At 69.1% G+C, this 15660-nt stretch carries 13 protein-coding genes and 1 tRNA gene; 6 read left to right on the top strand and 8 right to left on the bottom strand.

The genetic code is table 11. From position 1 onward, the window contains the following. Positions 1-16: 16 nt before the first annotated feature. The 3 genes from ACG0Z3_RS01025 to ACG0Z3_RS01015 all read left to right on the top strand — a co-directional run bounded on the left by ACG0Z3_RS01025 (position 17) and on the right by ACG0Z3_RS01015 (position 4462). Entirely contained in the window at positions 17-2770 is a 2754-nt protein-coding gene (locus ACG0Z3_RS01025; protein ID WP_394394571.1) for a TonB-dependent receptor, read from the top strand. A 129-nt stretch (positions 2771-2899) separates the two neighbouring features. Beyond that, positions 2900-3517, top strand: coding sequence for a glutathione S-transferase family protein (locus tag ACG0Z3_RS01020; RefSeq protein ID WP_394395359.1), 618 nt, complete (start codon positions 2900-2902; stop codon positions 3515-3517). A gap of 3 nt (positions 3518-3520) precedes the next feature. Continuing rightward, the gene (locus ACG0Z3_RS01015; RefSeq protein ID WP_394394570.1) at positions 3521-4462 is read left to right on the top strand and encodes a pyridoxamine 5'-phosphate oxidase family protein; all 942 of its coding nucleotides are present in this window, start codon (positions 3521-3523) and stop codon (positions 4460-4462) included. Here the strand turns inward: ACG0Z3_RS01015 and ACG0Z3_RS01010 are convergent. From ACG0Z3_RS01010 to ACG0Z3_RS00995, 4 genes are read right to left on the bottom strand one after another with little or no spacing between them, the layout of a single operon-like run. Further along, positions 4437-5339, bottom strand: coding sequence for a LysR family transcriptional regulator (locus ACG0Z3_RS01010; RefSeq protein WP_394394569.1), 903 nt, complete (start codon positions 5337-5339; stop codon positions 4437-4439). The two genes, ACG0Z3_RS01015 and ACG0Z3_RS01010, sit on opposite strands and share 26 nt — an antisense overlap. Positions 5340-5346: 7 nt before the next feature. After that, the gene (locus ACG0Z3_RS01005; RefSeq protein ID WP_394394568.1) at positions 5347-5766 is read right to left on the bottom strand and encodes an acyl-CoA thioesterase; all 420 of its coding nucleotides are present in this window, start codon (positions 5764-5766) and stop codon (positions 5347-5349) included. After that, positions 5763-6407, bottom strand: a complete 645-nt coding sequence (locus ACG0Z3_RS01000; RefSeq protein WP_394394567.1) for a YceH family protein — start codon at positions 6405-6407, stop codon at positions 5763-5765. Before ACG0Z3_RS01000 ends, ACG0Z3_RS01005 begins: the two co-directional genes overlap by 4 nt. Positions 6408-6413: 6 nt before the next feature. Continuing rightward, the gene (locus ACG0Z3_RS00995; RefSeq protein ID WP_394394566.1) at positions 6414-7196 is read right to left on the bottom strand and encodes an SDR family oxidoreductase; all 783 of its coding nucleotides are present in this window, start codon (positions 7194-7196) and stop codon (positions 6414-6416) included. 130 nt (positions 7197-7326) lie between these two features. Between ACG0Z3_RS00995 and ACG0Z3_RS00990 the strand changes: the two genes are divergently transcribed. Together ACG0Z3_RS00990 and ACG0Z3_RS00985 are read left to right on the top strand one after the other, a co-directional pair. Continuing rightward, positions 7327-9003, top strand: a complete 1677-nt coding sequence (locus ACG0Z3_RS00990; protein ID WP_394394565.1) for an electron transfer flavoprotein-ubiquinone oxidoreductase — start codon at positions 7327-7329, stop codon at positions 9001-9003. A gap of 98 nt (positions 9004-9101) precedes the next feature. Then, positions 9102-9689 carry a DUF72 domain-containing protein gene (locus ACG0Z3_RS00985; protein ID WP_394394563.1) on the top strand — a complete coding sequence of 196 codons (588 nt, stop codon included), beginning with the start codon at positions 9102-9104 and terminating at the stop codon, positions 9687-9689. 1 nt (position 9690) lies between these two features. Here the strand turns inward: ACG0Z3_RS00985 and ACG0Z3_RS00980 are convergent, their stop codons facing one another. Both ACG0Z3_RS00980 and ACG0Z3_RS00975 read right to left on the bottom strand, forming a co-directional pair. After that, positions 9691-12570 carry a M16 family metallopeptidase gene (locus ACG0Z3_RS00980; protein WP_394394562.1) on the bottom strand — a complete coding sequence of 960 codons (2880 nt, stop codon included), beginning with the start codon at positions 12568-12570 and terminating at the stop codon, positions 9691-9693. Positions 12571-12685: 115 nt separating this feature from the next. Then, positions 12686-13303 (bottom strand): FMN-binding negative transcriptional regulator, encoded by a 618-nt coding sequence (locus tag ACG0Z3_RS00975; protein ID WP_394394560.1) that lies wholly within the window; start codon positions 13301-13303, stop codon positions 12686-12688. 70 nt (positions 13304-13373) lie between these two features. Here ACG0Z3_RS00975 and fdhD point away from each other — a divergent pair, with 70 nt between their 5' ends. Next, positions 13374-14135 carry a formate dehydrogenase accessory sulfurtransferase FdhD gene (gene fdhD, locus ACG0Z3_RS00970; protein WP_394394558.1) on the top strand — a complete coding sequence of 254 codons (762 nt, stop codon included), beginning with the start codon at positions 13374-13376 and terminating at the stop codon, positions 14133-14135. A gap of 63 nt (positions 14136-14198) precedes the next feature. On the opposite strand, the gene ACG0Z3_RS00965 is transcribed toward fdhD, so the two are convergent. Together ACG0Z3_RS00965 and ACG0Z3_RS00960 are read right to left on the bottom strand one after the other, a co-directional pair. Next, positions 14199-14291, bottom strand: a tRNA-Ser gene (locus ACG0Z3_RS00965). 48 nt (positions 14292-14339) lie between these two features. Continuing rightward, the gene (locus ACG0Z3_RS00960) at positions 14340-15614 is read right to left on the bottom strand and encodes an aspartate kinase (RefSeq protein WP_394394556.1); all 1275 of its coding nucleotides are present in this window, start codon (positions 15612-15614) and stop codon (positions 14340-14342) included. Between the last annotated feature and the right edge of the window lie 46 nt (positions 15615-15660).

The following is a 15660-nucleotide window of genomic DNA, read 5'->3' as shown; positions in this document are numbered from 1 at the left end:
TACAGGAGAGACCCCGATGAACGCACCCCGCCCCTCCCGCCTCGCCGCAGCCGTGGCGCTGCTGGTTCTGTCCCAGATGGCTCAGTCGCAATCGCAGCTGCAGCGCGTCGAGGTCACCGGCACCGCCATCAAGCGCATCGAGGGCGAGACAGCGCTGCCGGTGCAGGTCATCACGCGGGACGAGATCGACAAGGCCGGCGTGACGACGGCGGCAGAGATCATTGCGCGGCTCAGCGCCGGCGCGAACAACCTGACCGACGGCGGCAGCGTTGCCTTCGGTGGCTTCCGCGACCAGATGGGCCTGAACGCCGCCAACCTGCGCGGGCTGGGCGTGTCGTCCACGCTCGTGCTGCTCAACGGCCGGCGCATGGCCAACTTCGCTTCACCCGGTGACGCCGCAGGCGTGGACCTGAACAGCATCCCCGCCGCCGCCATCCAGCGCGTGGAGGTGCTGCTGGACGGCGCCTCGTCGCTGTACGGCTCGGACGCCATCGGCGGCGTCATCAACTTCATCACCCGCAAGGACTTCGCCGGCGTGGACGTCAATGTGCTGGCCGGCAAGACCTCGGAAGGCGGAGGCGGTAAGCGCTCGGCCACGCTGGCCGGCGGCATTGGCGACTACGGCCGCGACGGCTTCAACATCATCGGCGTGCTGGACGTGCAGCACACCAGCAGCCTGAACGCCTCGCAACGCAAGTTCATCAAGGAGCTGGACATCCCCGGACGGCTGCCCGACCTGCTCTCCAGCGCCGGCTTTCCCGGCAACATCCTGCTCGACCAGAACCTGCCAGGCTCCGAGCAGCGCGACCTGTTGATCGCCGAGGGCTTCAAGGCAAACGGCAAGGACGTGATCAGCAAGTACACGATCAACCCCGCTGCAGCCACCGGCTGCAACGCGCCGGCCACGCTGTACCTGCCAGCCGGCATCGGCGGTGTGGACGGTTGCACCTTCGACTACATGCGCGACATCGAGCTGTACCCGAAGTCCAACAAGAGCAGCCTGTTCGGCCGGGGCTCGTTCAACCTGGGTGGCGGCCACCAGCTGTTTGTCGAAGCCTCGCTGGCCCGCGCCCGCACCTACTACACCGGCACGCCCAACCGCGTCGACGCCGAGATGGACGTCTCGCTGGTGCCGGCCCTCAAAGGCACCGGCATCGCCGCCTTCCCCGCCAACGACGAGCGCCGCATCATCGTCGTGCGCACCCGACTGCAGGAGGCCGGCCTGCGCACCAGCGAGCTGGTGTCGTCGACCAACCGCGTCGTCGTCGGCACCAACGGCCAACTGGCCGGCTGGGACTACGAGTGGGCACTGAACCACAGCACCAGCAAGGTCTCGGACCGCGACCACCAGGGCTACCTCGACGAGAAGAAGATCATGGACGGCTTCGCGGCCGGCACGCTCAATGCCTTCGGGCCCTCGGGCGCGGCCGGGCTGAAGCTGTACGAGGAGGCGCAGATCCGCGGCGAGGTGCGCCGCGCCACCGGCACCATGGACAGCCTGGACTTCCGCATGTCCCGTGGCCTGGCCCAGTTGCCCGGCGGCGAGCTGGCCCTGGCGCTTGGCGGCGAACTGCGCCGCGAGAAGCAGAACTACCGCCAGTCCGACGCGCTGAAGAACGACGAGATCCTGGGCGAATCCTCGCAAGGCCCGGACACCGACTTCAGCCGCTCGCGCCGCGTGGGCGCCACCTTCGCCGAGATCAGCGCGCCGGTCACCAAGCAGCTGGAGCTGCAGGCGGCGCTGCGCTACGAGCGCTACCAGGTCAGCGGCGGCGCAGCCAGCCCCAAGCTCGGGCTGAAGTACGTGCCCAGCCCGGAGCTGCTGCTGCGCGCCTCCGTGGGCAAAGGCTTCCGCGCGCCCAGCCTGACCGACCTGTACCGGCCGCTGAAGCAAGGTAAGTCCGCCACCGTGACCGACCCGCTGTGCCTGGCCGACGACCCGGACAACACCGTCACCGACTGCGCCGACCTCTGGACCACGCTGCACTACAGCAACCCCAAGCTCAAGCCCGAGAAGTCCAACCAGTTCTCGGCCGGCGTCGTGTTCGAGCCCAGCCGCGGGGTCACGCTGAACGCGGACTACTGGTACATCCAGAAGAGCAATCTGATCAGCACACTGGGCGTGGATGTCATCCTGTCCAACCCGACCAAGTACGGCGCGCTGGTGCACCGCTACTACGACACCACCAACCTGCCGGCCGACTGCGTCGAAGACTACGACCCTGATGACTACGGCATCTGCGCCATCGACCTCGTCAAGGAGAACCGCGGCAAGCAGCGCATCTCCGGCCTGGACCTGGGCGTCAGCCTGAGCGGCCTGAAGACCGGCTTCGGTGAGTTTGGCCTCAAGCTCAACGGCACGCTGACACTGAAGTCGCAGCAGCAGACGGGCGACGGCGACCCCTTCATCAGCAACCTCGGCCGCTTCGTCAACGATGGCGTCGTGCAGCGCTGGCGACACACGGTCAGCGTGGACTGGGCGCACGGCCCGTTCTCAGCCACGGTGTCCAACAACTTCCTGTCGGGCTACGACGACCACCACATCATCGGCAAGCCCGACCGCAAGGTCGGCGCCTATTCGCTGTGGAACCTGTCGGCCGGCTGGGAAGCCACCAAGTCGCTGACCGTGCGCGCCGGCGTGCAGAACCTCTTCGACAAGGCACCGCCGTTTTCGCAGCAGGCCTGGTTCTTCCTGAGCGGCTACGACCCGAGCTACACCGACCCGCGCGGCCGCTACGGCTACGTGAGCGCGAAGTACACGTTCCGCTGATCGCAGCGGCGTTGTTGCAGCCGCCGAAAGACTGACTTTCGGCCGGCGCGGATTCACGCGCCGGGGCGGGCTGGGCACAGTGAAGGCCTCACCTCACTGCCCTGCCCCGCCATGACAACGCGCCGCCCGATCAAGCTCTATCACCACCCCATCTCCGGCCACGCCCACCGCGCGCAGCTGGCGCTGAGCCTGCTGGGCCTGCCGCATGAGCTGATCCACGTCGACCTCGCCAACCGCGCGCACAAGGCGCCCGAGTTCATCGCGATGAACCCGTTCGGCCAGATCCCGGTGCTGGATGACGACGGCACCGTCGTGCCGGACAGCGGCGCCATCCTGGTCTACCTGGCCGAGCGCTACGACGCGGACGGCAAGTGGATTCCTCGCGACGCCGCGGGCCGCGCCCGCGTGCAGGCATGGCTGTCGGCTGCGGCCGGGCCCATCGCCTACGGCGTGTCGGCGGCGCGGCTCATCCACGTCGTGTCGGCCCGCTTCAACCCGGACGAGGTCATCCCGCGCGCCCACGCGCTGCTGACCGTCGTGGAGCGCGAGCTGCAACAACGGCCTTTCCTCATCGGCGACCAGCCCAGCTTCGCCGACGTGGCGGCCTACAGCTACATCGCCAACGCGCCGGAAGGCAACGTCGACTTGACCGACTACCCGGCGCTGCGCAGTTGGCTGGCCCGCATCGAGGCGCTGCCCGGCTTCGTTCCCTTTGCGCAGAGCCCCGTGGGCCTGCGCGCGGCCTGAGCCATGGGCGCATTCCACGCCGGCGAGCGGGCCATGCACGAACGGCTGGGCATTGCTCAGCGCATGGGCGAGATCGGTTCGCGCGTCATTCGCGACCACATGCCCGACCAGCACCGCCAGTTCTACGCGCAGCTGCCGTTCGTACTCGTCGGCTCGGTGGACGCCGCGCTGCGCCCCTGGGCTTCCCTGCTGGTGGGCCAGCCGGGCTTTCTCGGCACACCGGACGCGCTGCATCTCGCCAGCACGGCGCTGCCCCTCCCCGGCGACCCGCTGGCCCGCAACCTGGCGCCCGGTGCGGCGCTGGGCCTGCTGGGCATCGAGCTGCCCACGCGCCGGCGCAACCGCGTCAACGGCCACGTGGCGCACGTCGACTGCAGCGGCTGGCTGCTGGACGTGGAAGAGACGACCGGCAACTGCCCGCAGTACATCCAGCAGCGCGAGCTGACCTGGCGCCGCGCCCCGGCCGACCTGAATCCCCGCGCTGTGCAGCCGCTGACGGCGCTGGACACCGAGGCACAGGCGCTGATCACGGGTGCGGACACCTTGTTCGTCGCCAGCCACGCGCATGGCCGCAGCGACGTATCGCACCGCGGTGGCCGCGCCGGCTTCGTGCGCGTGGACGGCCCGCGGCGACTGCTGGTGCCCGACTTCAGCGGCAACCAGTTCTTCATGACGCTGGGCAACTTCGTCAGCCATCCGCGCGCCGGCCTGCTGTTCATCGACTTCGAGCGCGGCGACCTGCTGAGCCTGACCGGCCGCGTCGAGCTGGTGTTTGACGGCCCCGACGTCGAGCGGCTGGACGGCGCCGAGCGTGCCTGGCGTTTCATGCTGGACGAAGGGCTGCGGCTGCGCGACGCGCTGCCGCTGGGCTTCGACTTCAAGAGCTGGTCACCGCGCAGCCTGGCGGCCGGGTCGTGGACTACTGCAGCTCCGGGTCAGCCCTGAAGCGCTCTGCCGCCAGCTCGACGAAGGCACGCAGCTTGGCCGTCGCGTGTCGGCCCTCGTGGTGCACGAGGTGGATGGGCAGCGGCGCGGGTTCGAATCCTTGCAGCACGCGCACCAGCCGGCCGTCGCGCAGCAGCGGCGCGGCCTGGTAGCTGAGCAGCCGTGTGAGCCCCAGGCCAGCCTCGGCCGCGGTCATGGCCGCGCCCACCGTCGTCGAGCGCAGCCGCGCCGCGATGCGCTGCACCAGCGGCTTGCCACGCGGGCCGGCAAAGCGCCATTCCGGCGCCGGGCTGGCGCCGGTTGACGCAATCAGCAGGTGGCTGTCCAGCTCGGCCGGCGTGGCCGGCTCGCCATGCGCCTTCAGGTAGGCCGGCGATGCGACGACGACGCGCCGCACCTGGCCCACGCGGCGTGCCTGCAGTGACGAGTCGGGCAGCTCACCGATGCGCACAGCCACGTCCAACCCCTCCTCGACGAGATTGACGATGCGGTCGACGAACACGCAGTGCGCGTCCACCTCCGGGTGGTGCCTCAGGTAGTCCACCAGCACCGGCGTCACGTAGTACTGGCCGAACAGCACCGGCGCCGTCAGGCTCAGCGTGCCGCGCGGCTGCAGGTTCTGCGCGCCGGCCTCGGCTTCGGCGCGGGCGATGTCGGCCAGTATGCGGCGGCACTCGGCGGCGTAGCGCTCGCCGGCCTCGGTCACGCGCACGACGCGCGTGGTGCGCGTCAGCAGCCGCTGGCCGAGGTGCTGCTCCAGGTCCGCCACGGCGCGCGTGACGACCGGCGGCGACAGCGCGAGCTGGCGCGCCGCGCTGGCGAAGCCGCCGTGCTCCACCACGGCGACGAAGATGCCCATGGCCTGCAGCCGGTCCACGCGCCCCTCAGCTGACGAGTCCGCGCACCCGGTCCGGCAGCGCGATGGCCTTGTCGGTCTGCGCGTCGAACCACAGCGTCGTCGCACCACCCTCGGCATAGATGACACCAGGCTCGTCAACGCGCTCCAGCGTGATCCAGGTCTCGAAGCTGGTGCGGCCCGGGTCGCTGACGTAGTGCTTCGCCAGCACCTCGCCAGGGCACTTGAGCTGCCGGTAGAAGTTGCAGAACGCGTTGACGATGACCGGCCCCTGCCCACCCGGGTTGGGTGGCGCGCCGATGCTCGTCAGCCAGTCCACGCGCGCCATCTCCAGATAGCGGAAGTACAGCGTGTTGTTGACATGGCCCATCGCGTCCATGTCGCCCCAGCGCATCTGAATGCGCAACTCGAAGGTCAGCTTCTTGGTCGCCGGGACGGTGTATCTCATGGTTCGATGCCGAGCTCGGCGGCCATGCGATGGACGAGCTGGCGCAGTGATGCCACCTCGGCGCGCAGCGCGGCCAGTTCCGCCTTCTGCACGGCGACCTCCTCGTCGCGCGGCTGCGCGGCGGCCACGGCATGGTCCACCGACGCGACTGGCCCGCACAGCAGCTGCGCCCAGCGCGCCTCGCGGGCGCCCGGCGCCTTCGGCAACTTGATGGCGAAAGCCGGCTCGCGCTCGGCCAGTTCCTCCAGGAAGCCTTCCACCGACGACACGTCGGCAAAGCGGTGCAGTCGTTCCGTGTTCTGGCGCAGCTCGGCCGCAGTCTGCGGGCCGCGCAGCATCAGCTGCGTCAACAGGGCCATCGCCGCGCCGGGCACGCCCAGGCCGCGTGCGAAGTTGTGCTCGTAGCGCAGAACACGGCTGCCGCTGACGGTGTTGACCAGCGACAGCGTCTTCAGCTCCTCCACGGTGGCCAGCACCTCGGCCTCGGACACGTCCATGACCGGGTCACGCGCCGTCTTCTGGTTGCAACCCGCGGTCAGCGAGTTGGACGACAGCGGGTAGCTGTCCGGCACGGTGGATTCCTTCTCGACGAGGACGGCGAGGACGCGGGCTTCGAGTGGGGTCAGGTCACGTTTCAACATCGGCGCTCAGACTCCAAACCCATCATCGGCCTGAATGACGGCGCCATTGATGAAATGGCTCTCGTTGGCGCACAGCATCAGCAGCGCCGTGTCCAGGTCCTGGGGCTGGCCCACACGCTTGCGCGGCAGCAGGTCGATGAGCTTCTTGCCCTGCTCGGTGCTCCAGTGGTGATGGTTGATCTCGGTGTCGATGTAGCCGGGGCAGATCGCATTCACGTTGATGCCGTACTTGCCCCATTCCAGCGCCATTGCGCGCGTCATGTGGATGACGGCGGCCTTGCTCATCGCGTAGACGCCGATCTGGCCCAGCACACGCAGCCCCGCCATCGACGCCACATTGACGATGCGCCCGCCAACGAACGAGCCCGGCGCTGCGCCGCGCGCACGCGCCAGCATGCGCTTACCCACCTCCTGCGCGACGAAGAACGCGCCGCGCGTGTTGGTGTCCATCACGAAGTCGTAGTCGTTTTCGGTCACGTCGGTGAGCCGCTGCGTGGTGCTGACGCCGGAGTTGTTGATGAGGATGTCCAGCGTGCCGACCTCGGTCTCGGCGTGCGCCACGGCAGCCCTGATGCTGGCGACGTCGGTGACGTCCAGCTGCACGACGTGGGCGTCGCCGCCGTTGCCTTCGATCTCGGCGCGCAAATCCTTCAGCCGCTCGATGCGGCGACCGGCCAGCACGACGCAGGCGCCGGCCTGCGACAGCGTGCGCGCGAACTGCGCACCCAGCCCGCTGGACGCCCCGGTGACGAGGGCCACACGGCCTTCGAGATTGATGGAGTAACTCATGAGACTGCCTTGTGAGTGAGCTGCGGCCATCCTACCGGTCTAGAGATCGGCCACTAGAAAAGCACGACCGTTCTATTTTCAACTCCACCTCCTTAGAATCGCGCCCAATTTCAAAGTCCGGAGACTCGGCATGACCTCAGAAGAAATCCTCGCCCAGTTCGGCCCGCGCGAGTCCATGGAGTACGACGTTGTCGTCGTCGGTGGCGGCCCGGCCGGCCTGGCCACGGCCATCCGCCTCAAGCAGATCAAGCCCGACGCCAACATCGTCGTTCTCGAGAAGGGCTCGGAGCCCGGCGCCCACATCCTGTCAGGCGCCGTGATGGACCCGCGCGCCATCACCGAGCTGTTCCCGAACTGGCAGGAGCTGGGCGCCCCGCTGAACCAGCAGGTCACCGGCGACGATGTGCTGTTCCTCAGCGAGACCGGCAGCACGCGCACGCCCAACGCCCTGGTGCCGCGCAACTTCCACAACGACGGCTGCTACGTCATCAGCCTGAGCGACGTCGTCAAGTGGATGGCGCAGCAGGCCGAAAGCCTGGGCATCGAGATCTTCCCCGGCTTCGCTGCAGCCGAGGTGGTCTACGACGAGCAGGGCCGCGTGAAGGGCGTGGCCACGGGCAACATGGGCATCACCAAGGAAGGCGAGCCCGGCGACAACTTCCAGCTCGGCATGGAACTGCTGGGCAAGTACACCGTCTTCGCCGAAGGCGCGCGCGGCCACCTGGGCAAGCAGCTGCTGGCCAAGTACGACCTGACCGCGGGCAAGGACACGCAGACCTTTGCCATCGGCATCAAGGAACTGTGGGAGATCCCGGCTGACAAGGCGCAGCCCGGCAAGGTCGTGCACACGGCCGGCTGGCCGATGGAAGGCGACACCTTCGGCGGCGGCTTCCTGTACCACCTGGACGGCAACAAGGTCACGCTGGGCTTCGTCATCGGCCTGGACTACGACAACCCCTACCTGAGCCCCTTCGAGGAGATGCAGCGCTGGAAGACCCACCCGGCCATCCGCGCCCACATCGAAGGCGGCAAGCGCATCGGCTACGGTGCACGTGCCATCAACAACGGCACGCCGCAGGCCCTGCCCAAGACGGTGTTCCCAGGCGGCTGCCTGATCGGCTGCGACGCCGGCTACCTGAACGCCGCCCGCATCAAGGGCAGCCATGCAGCCATCAAGAGCGGCATGCTGGCCGCCGAAGCGCTGGCCCCGGCGCTGGACGCCGGTCGCGCGCAGGACGAGCTGACGGCCTACCCCGAAGCCTTCGAGAAGAGCTGGTTGAACGAGGAGCTGCAGCAGACCCGCAACTTCAAGCTCTGGTTCAAGAAGGGTCAGACGGTGGGCAAGCTGATGACCGGCATCGAGCAGTGGCTGCTGCCCAAGCTGGGCGTCGCCACGCCGCCATGGACGCTGCACAACCACAAGGCCGACCACCTGGCCCTGCGCCCCGCTGCCGAGTGCCAGCCCATCGCCTACCCCAAGCCGGACGGCAAACTGAGCTTCGACCGCCTGTCGTCGGTGTTCATCTCCAACACCAACCACGAGGAGAACCAGCCCGCCCACCTGACGCTGAAGAGCGACGCGGTGCCGGTGCAGATCAACCTCGCGAAGTTCGCCGGCCCGGAGAGCCGGTACTGCCCCGCCGGCGTGTACGAGTACGTGCCCAACGAAGGCGGCAGCGGCGAGCGCCTGCAGATCAACGCGCAGAACTGCGTGCACTGCAAGACCTGCGACATCAAAGACCCGACGCAGAACATCGTCTGGGTCACGCCCGAGGGCGGCGGCGGGCCGAACTACGCGGGTATGTAAGCCCCAATCTCGAAGCCGGCTCAACGCCGGCTTTTTTGTGTCACGCGGCAGCATGCCGATAAACTGGCTTTCCATACAGCCATCGGCGCGGAGGCAGCGTGAGCGAAGGAAAGATCCGGGTCGGCATCGGCGGCTGGAACTTCGAGCCCTGGCGCGACAACTTCTATCCCAAGGGCTGGCCGCAGGCGCGCGAGCTGGAGTACGCCAGCCGCCGGCTCACTGCCATCGAGATCAACAGCACCTACTACGGAGCGCAGAAGCCAGCCACTTTTGCCAAGTGGCGCCAGGAATCGCCCGACAGCTTCCAGTTCTCGCTGAAGGCGATCCGCTTCGCGACGCAGCGCCGCGTGCTGGCGCGGCAGCACCGGGTGGCAACGGTGTTCACGGAGTCCGACGACTACCCGGCCATCGCCGAGCCCACGGCCGACTTCGTCTACACCCGCATCATGCGCACGGTCTCCAACGAGCCGTTGGGCTGCCAGCCCGAGGTCTTCCCCGCGCTGGCCGCCGCAGCGCAAACCTGGGCGGCGGGTGGCGAGCCCGCGGGCCTGCCGCGCATCGAACTACCGGCACCGATGACAGCGCCACGCGACGTGTTCCTGTTCTTCATCAGCGGCGCCAAGGAACGCGCACCGCACGCCGCCATGGCTTTGCGGCGTGCGCTGGGCGAGGCGGTCCAGCCTTGAGCTAAGACCCGGCAGCGCGGGCGAGCACCTCGACGGGCGCGCGCGCCGCGATGTGATCCCGGAAGTAGGCCTGCACGCTGGCCGCCGTCACGGCACGCAGGCCTGCGACCTCGTCCTGCATCGCGGCCTTCATGCGCGGGTCGGCCTGGATACGGGCCAACCAGTTGACCCAGTACGCCGGGTTCTCGGGCTCTTTCAACGCGCTCTCCAGCCGGGGCTGCAACGCGCGTTGCAGCTCGTCGGCGCTAACAGGCTGGCTGGCCAGCTCCTGCAGTTGCGCGCGGAGCCAATCGCGCACAGCGTCAAACTTCTCGGGCGCCAATTCGAGGCTCACGAAAAAGCGCCCCGCGCCCGGCACGTCCATCGATGCAAAGCCCCCCGCCAGCGGCGAGTAGGTGAGGCCGAGTCGGGCGCGCACGCTGTCCGTCAGGCGGGCCCGCAGCAGCGCGCCGGCCACTTGGCCGGTGTAGGCGAGTGCCGGGTCGGCCCAGTGGTCCGGCATGGCCCAGTACCAGCCCAGCACCGCCTGGTCAGCCCGACCGCGATGCGTGACCACGTAGGGCGCGCCGCCGCCCGCCACGGGATCGGCCTTCAGCACGGCACGCGGCAGCCTCGGCCGCTCGTCGCCCGCGCCGAAGGTGGCCTGCACGGCGGCGATGGCGGCCTCTGCCGTCACGTCGCCGACGATGACGATGTCAGGGGCGCTGTCCAGCGCCGGCTTCAGCAGGGCGGGCAACTGGTCGGCCCGCGTGGCCCTCACATCGGCGGCGCGAGGCGAGAGGCCCAGACGCGCATCGCCCCGGTTCATGACGCGCGCCACCTCGCGCGCATGCACGGCGGCGGGCTGATCCTCCAGCGACGCCACCTGCGAGCCGCCGAGCGCGGCCAGCTTCTCACCAAACTCCGGCCGGAAGCCGGGCTCGCGCACATGCGCGGCCAGCAGCTGCAGCTGGCTCATCAGGTCAGCGGGGCGGGTCGTGCCCGACAGCGTGAAGGCGTGCTGCCCCACACCGGCGCTGAGTTCCGTGCGCTGGCCGCTGCGCTGCCGCCACTGCCGGATCTCCGCGGCCGACCGCTGCGCGGTGCCGCCCATGGGCAGCGCATAGCCCAGCGCCCAGATAGCGTGCCAATCCTTGGCCGCGATGCCGGCGCGCCCCTGGCCCAGCTGCACCCGCACGTCCACCCGGTCCTTATGCACCGAGCTGCTCTTGATGACCAGGCGCGTGCCGTTGGCGAACTGGACATGGGTCGTGCCCAGTTCGGCGTCCTGCGCGCGGGTCACGATGGCGCTGGGCGGGCCGAAGTCCGTGTAGGGCCAGTCCGCGACCGCGGCGAGCGCCGGTTCGGCGATCGGCCGCGTCATCGCCTCGGTCAGCCGCTGCGCCACCTTCTCCACCCCGAAGGCACCGGACTTGTCGCTGCGGAACAGCAGCGGCCCGGCGCCCCCGAAGCAGCGTTGCAGCGCGGCGGTCAGCTCCTCTGGCTGCAGCGTCACCAGCAGAGGCTCCGTCTCGGCCAGCGCCTGCTGCGCGCTCAGGTAGGGTACTTGCGGGTGGACCGCGTTGAGCAGCCGGTCCGCAATGGCCGCATGCGGCCGCGTCGGCTCCTGCGCCAGCCGGGTCTGCATCTGGCTGCGCAAGCCCGGCAGCAGGCGCTGCATGTCGGCCGCCGTCACGCCATGGGCCAGCAGTTGCCGCAACTCGGCCACGGCCGCGTCCAGCGCGTCAGTCCAGCGCCCCGGCTGGGCCCGCACCGACAGCTGGGCCAGACCCGTGACGCCGTAGACGGACGCCTGCACGCTGGCCACAGCACCGAGCAGCGGGCTGCCCGGCTGCTGCGCGCGATCGCTCAGGCGCTGGTTGAGCGCGCTGACGGCCAGCCCCTGCACGAGGAACTCGCGCGACACCGCCGGCGTGTGCGGCCGCACGTCCAGCGGCAGCAGCCAGCTGAGCGTGAGCGCACCAGGCGCGTCTGCGGCCACGTACTCGACGACGGGCCGCGTCGGCGTGGCCACGCCCAGGTCGGGCGCGTCGGGCGGCGTGGCGTTGCGCCAATCGGCAAAGTGCTCGCGGATCTGGCGCTCCACCGCGTCCACGTCGATGTTGCCCACGACGATCAACGTGGCGTTGTCGGGCCGGTAGTTGGCCGTGTAGTAGCGGCGCAGGCGCTCGGCGGTGGCCGCCTGGACGGTCTCGGTGCGGCCCATGGGCAGGCGCTGCGCCACGCGCGTGCCTTCTAACTGCTGCTGCGCTTGCGCGAGTGCTGCGCGGCGCATGGGCACGTCGCGCACCCGCTCCTCGGCCAGGATGACGCCCTTCTCCTGCTCGATGAGCTGCGGGTCCAGCGTCAGCCGGTCGCCGATCTCGCGGAACAGCATCAGCCCCGTCTCCAGCGCGGCGGCGTCGGCCTTGGGAAAGTTGAAGTGGTAGATCGTCTGGTCCAGCCCTGTGGAGGCGTTGGTGTCGGCCCCGAAACGCAGACCCTGGCGCTCCAGCTTGCGCACCACCTCGCCGTCCGGCACGAATGCACTGCCGCGAAAGGCCATGTGCTCCAGGAAGTGGGACAGCCCGCGCTCCTCGTCGCGCTCCTGCAGCGCGCCCGAGCCGATGCGCAGGCGCATGGCCACACCGTCCTTGGGCGTCTCGTTGTGCTGCAGGGCGTAGCGCAGCCCGTTAGGCAGGCGGCCGAAACGCACGGCCGGGTCGGGCGTGCGATGCGACAGCTCGAAGCCCCAGCGCGGCCCGGTGTCTGCCAGGGCGGCCGCCGGCGCAGCGACCGCGCCGGCGGCCCTCACAAACGGCACCGGCAAGGCCAGGGCCAGTGCGGCGGCCAGCACCAAGCTGCGGCAACGCAGGGCCTGTGGGCGGGCGGTCTCGTTCATGCGCGTTCTCGTTCGTCCTGCCAGATGGCGAGCGGACGGTAGCGCCCCGGCCGGCCAGCATCGGCTCAGGCCGCTGAGCGATTGCCGGGCACTATTCCCTCGGGCAGCTGCCGGCTCAGCCCGCCAGCCGCGCCATCCACTCGGCGACCCGCCTGTCGTCCGCAGACGCCGACGCCCCCAGCGCCTCGCGGATGCGCTGGCGCTCCGTGGCCGCGCGGTTCTGACTCATCTTCAGCTTCAGCTCCCAGCGCGTCACGCGGAGGCGAAAGCCCACGATGGCGCCCAGCAGCTGGTGCTGGTAGGCCTCGGGCAAGCCCCGCCACTGCTCGGCGTAGTCGGGCTCGAAGCGGGCGATCAGCCGCTTCAGCAGGGCGTCCTTGTCGGCAGCACCGTCGATCAACTCGATGTCGCCGTAAGCATGCAAAGCTGCGTAGTTCCATGTCGGCACATTCTTCAGTGCGTCGTAGTGACAGGGGCTCACGTAGGCGCTGGGGCCGCTGAACACGGCCAGCAGCGAGCGCTGCTGCGACAGCCAGCCCCAGTGCGGGTTGGCACGCGCCATGTGGCCCTCCAGCACCAGGCCGTCGTCGGCGGGCACGGCCACCAGCGGCAGATGGCTGCCAAAGCTCTCTCCCGCCGCATCCGGGCCGACGATCAGCGCCAGCGGGTGCTCCGCGACGAGGCGCAGCGCGTGATCGAGATCGGCAGAGGCGAAGTGCTGGGGTAGGTACACGGCGTCGAGCAGTCGGAGCGATGGGCCCGCCCATCATCGCAGCGCATCCGCGCCTCCTATCATGGCGGCCATGCACACCCCCGCCCTGCTCCGCCTGCGCCCCGCCGGCGCCGCGGACAACGAGGACGTGGCGGTGGAAATGCCCGTGGCACTGACGGTCAACGGCATCTCCCAGGCCGTCATGCTCGCCACACCGGCCGACCTGGAAGACTTCGCGCTGGGCTTCGGCATCGCCGAGGGCTGGTTCGCGTCGCGCCACGAGTTGCTGGAACTGGAGGTCAGCCCGCAGCCCGAGGGCCTCGAACTGGCGATGACCGTGACGGCAGCCTGCGAGCAGCGCCTGAAACAGCGCCGCCGCACCCTGGCGGGCCGCACCGGCTGCGGCCTGTGCGGCATAGAGAGCCTGGCGCAGCTGACTGCGGTGCGCCCCGGCCCGGTCACGCCACCGCTACTGGCTGACGACGCCCTCGCCCGCGCATGGGCTGCCCTGCCGGCGGCACAACCCCTGAACGCACGCTGCGGCGGCCTGCATGCGGCGGCCTGGTGCCTGCCGGATGGCGAAATGGTGCTGGCCCGCGAGGACATCGGCCGGCACAACGCGCTGGACAAGCTCTGCGGGGCGCTCGCCCGGCGCGGCGAGCCAGCACAGCGCGGCTTCGTGCTGACGTCCAGCCGCGCCAGCTTCGAGCTGGTGCACAAGGCCGCCATGGCGGGGATCGGGCTGCTGGCGTGCACATCGGCCCCGAGCAGCCTGGCCATCGAGACCGCCCGACGCTTGGGCCTGCAGCTGTGGGCCTTTGTTCGCGAAGGCCGCGCGACGCGCTACGCCTGAGGCCAGGCAGGAAAAGCCACCCGGAAAAGACAAAGCCCGTCACGAGGACGGGCTTTGGGGTTTTGGCGGAGTCGGAGGGATTCGAACCCTCGATGCAGGTTTTGCCCACATACTCCCTTAGCAGGGGAGCACCTTCGGCCACTCGGTCACGACTCCGGCGAAGCCCTGCATTCTATATCAGGATTTCGGGCTCGCTCGGAAAACTCAGGCGTTCGCCGCGTCCTGATCCAGATCGAAGGCCTTGTGCAGCGCGCGCACGGCGAGCTCCATGTACTTCTCGTCGATGACGACGCTGGTCTTGATCTCGCTGGTGGAGATCATCTGGATGTTGATGCCCTCCTCCGACAGCGCGCGGAACATCTTGCTGGCCACGCCGACATGCGAGCGCATGCCGATGCCGACGATGGAGACCTTGCAGATCTTCGGATCGCCCGCGACCTTGGCCGCGTTGGTCGCCGGGCCCACGGTGCCCTGCAGCAGCTCCATCGTGCGCGCGTAGTCGTTGCGGTGCACGGTGAACGAGAAGTCGGTCTTCCCGTCATGGGAGACGTTCTGGATGATGACGTCGATGTCGATGTTGGCCTCGGCCACGGGGCCCAGGATCTGGAAGGCGATGCCAGGCTTGTCGGGCACGCCCAGCAGCGTCACCTTGGCCTCGTCACGGTTGAAGGCAATGCCCGAAACGACGGCTTGTTCCATGTTCTCGTCCTCTTCGAAAGTGATCAGCGTGCCGGATGCGGCCTCTTCATTGATGTCGATATCCCAGGGCGTGAAGCTGGACAGCACGCGCAGCGGCACCTTGTACTTCCCGGCGAATTCCACCGAGCGGATCTGCAGGATCTTGGAGCCCAGCGAGGCCATTTCCAGCATTTCCTCGAACGTGATGGTGCTGAGGCGGCGCGCCTCGGGCACCACGCGCGGGTCGGTGGTGTAAACGCCGTCCACGTCGGTGTAGATCAGGCATTCGGCGGCCTTCATCGCCGCGGCGATCGCCACGGCCGACGTGTCGGAGCCGCCGCGGCCCAGCGTGGTGACGTTGCCTTCGGGGTCGATGCCCTGGAAGCCCGTGATGACGACGACCTTGCCCGCGGCCAGATCGGCACGCACGCGCTTGTCGTCGATGCTCTCGATACGGGCCTTGGTATAGGACGAATCGGTAGCCACTGGCACCTGCCAGCCGGCGTAACTCACCGATTCCAGACCCTCGGCCTGCAGCGCGATGGCCAACAGCCCGACGGACACCTGCTCGCCGGTCGCGGCGATCGCATCGAGCTCACGGGCCAGGGCCGGCGTGTGCTTGGCAGGCGACAGCTCCTTGGCCAGGCCCAGCAGTCGGTTTGTCTCGCCGCTCATGGCCGAGGGCACGACCACCATCTGGTGGCCGGCACGCACCCATTTGGCGACGCGCTTGGCGACGTTGCGGATGCGATCGGTGGACCCCATCGAGGTGCCGCCGTACTTGTGGACGATCAGAGCCATGTTTTTCGCGAAGGCTGAAGAAGGAGCGGCCGGGACGGCACACTCG

Source organism: Pelomonas margarita (assembly GCF_043555875.1).
GTDB classification, from domain to species: Bacteria; Pseudomonadota; Gammaproteobacteria; order Burkholderiales; family Burkholderiaceae_C; genus Pelomonas; species Pelomonas margarita.
This window is presented reverse-complemented; position numbering and strand designations above follow the sequence as displayed.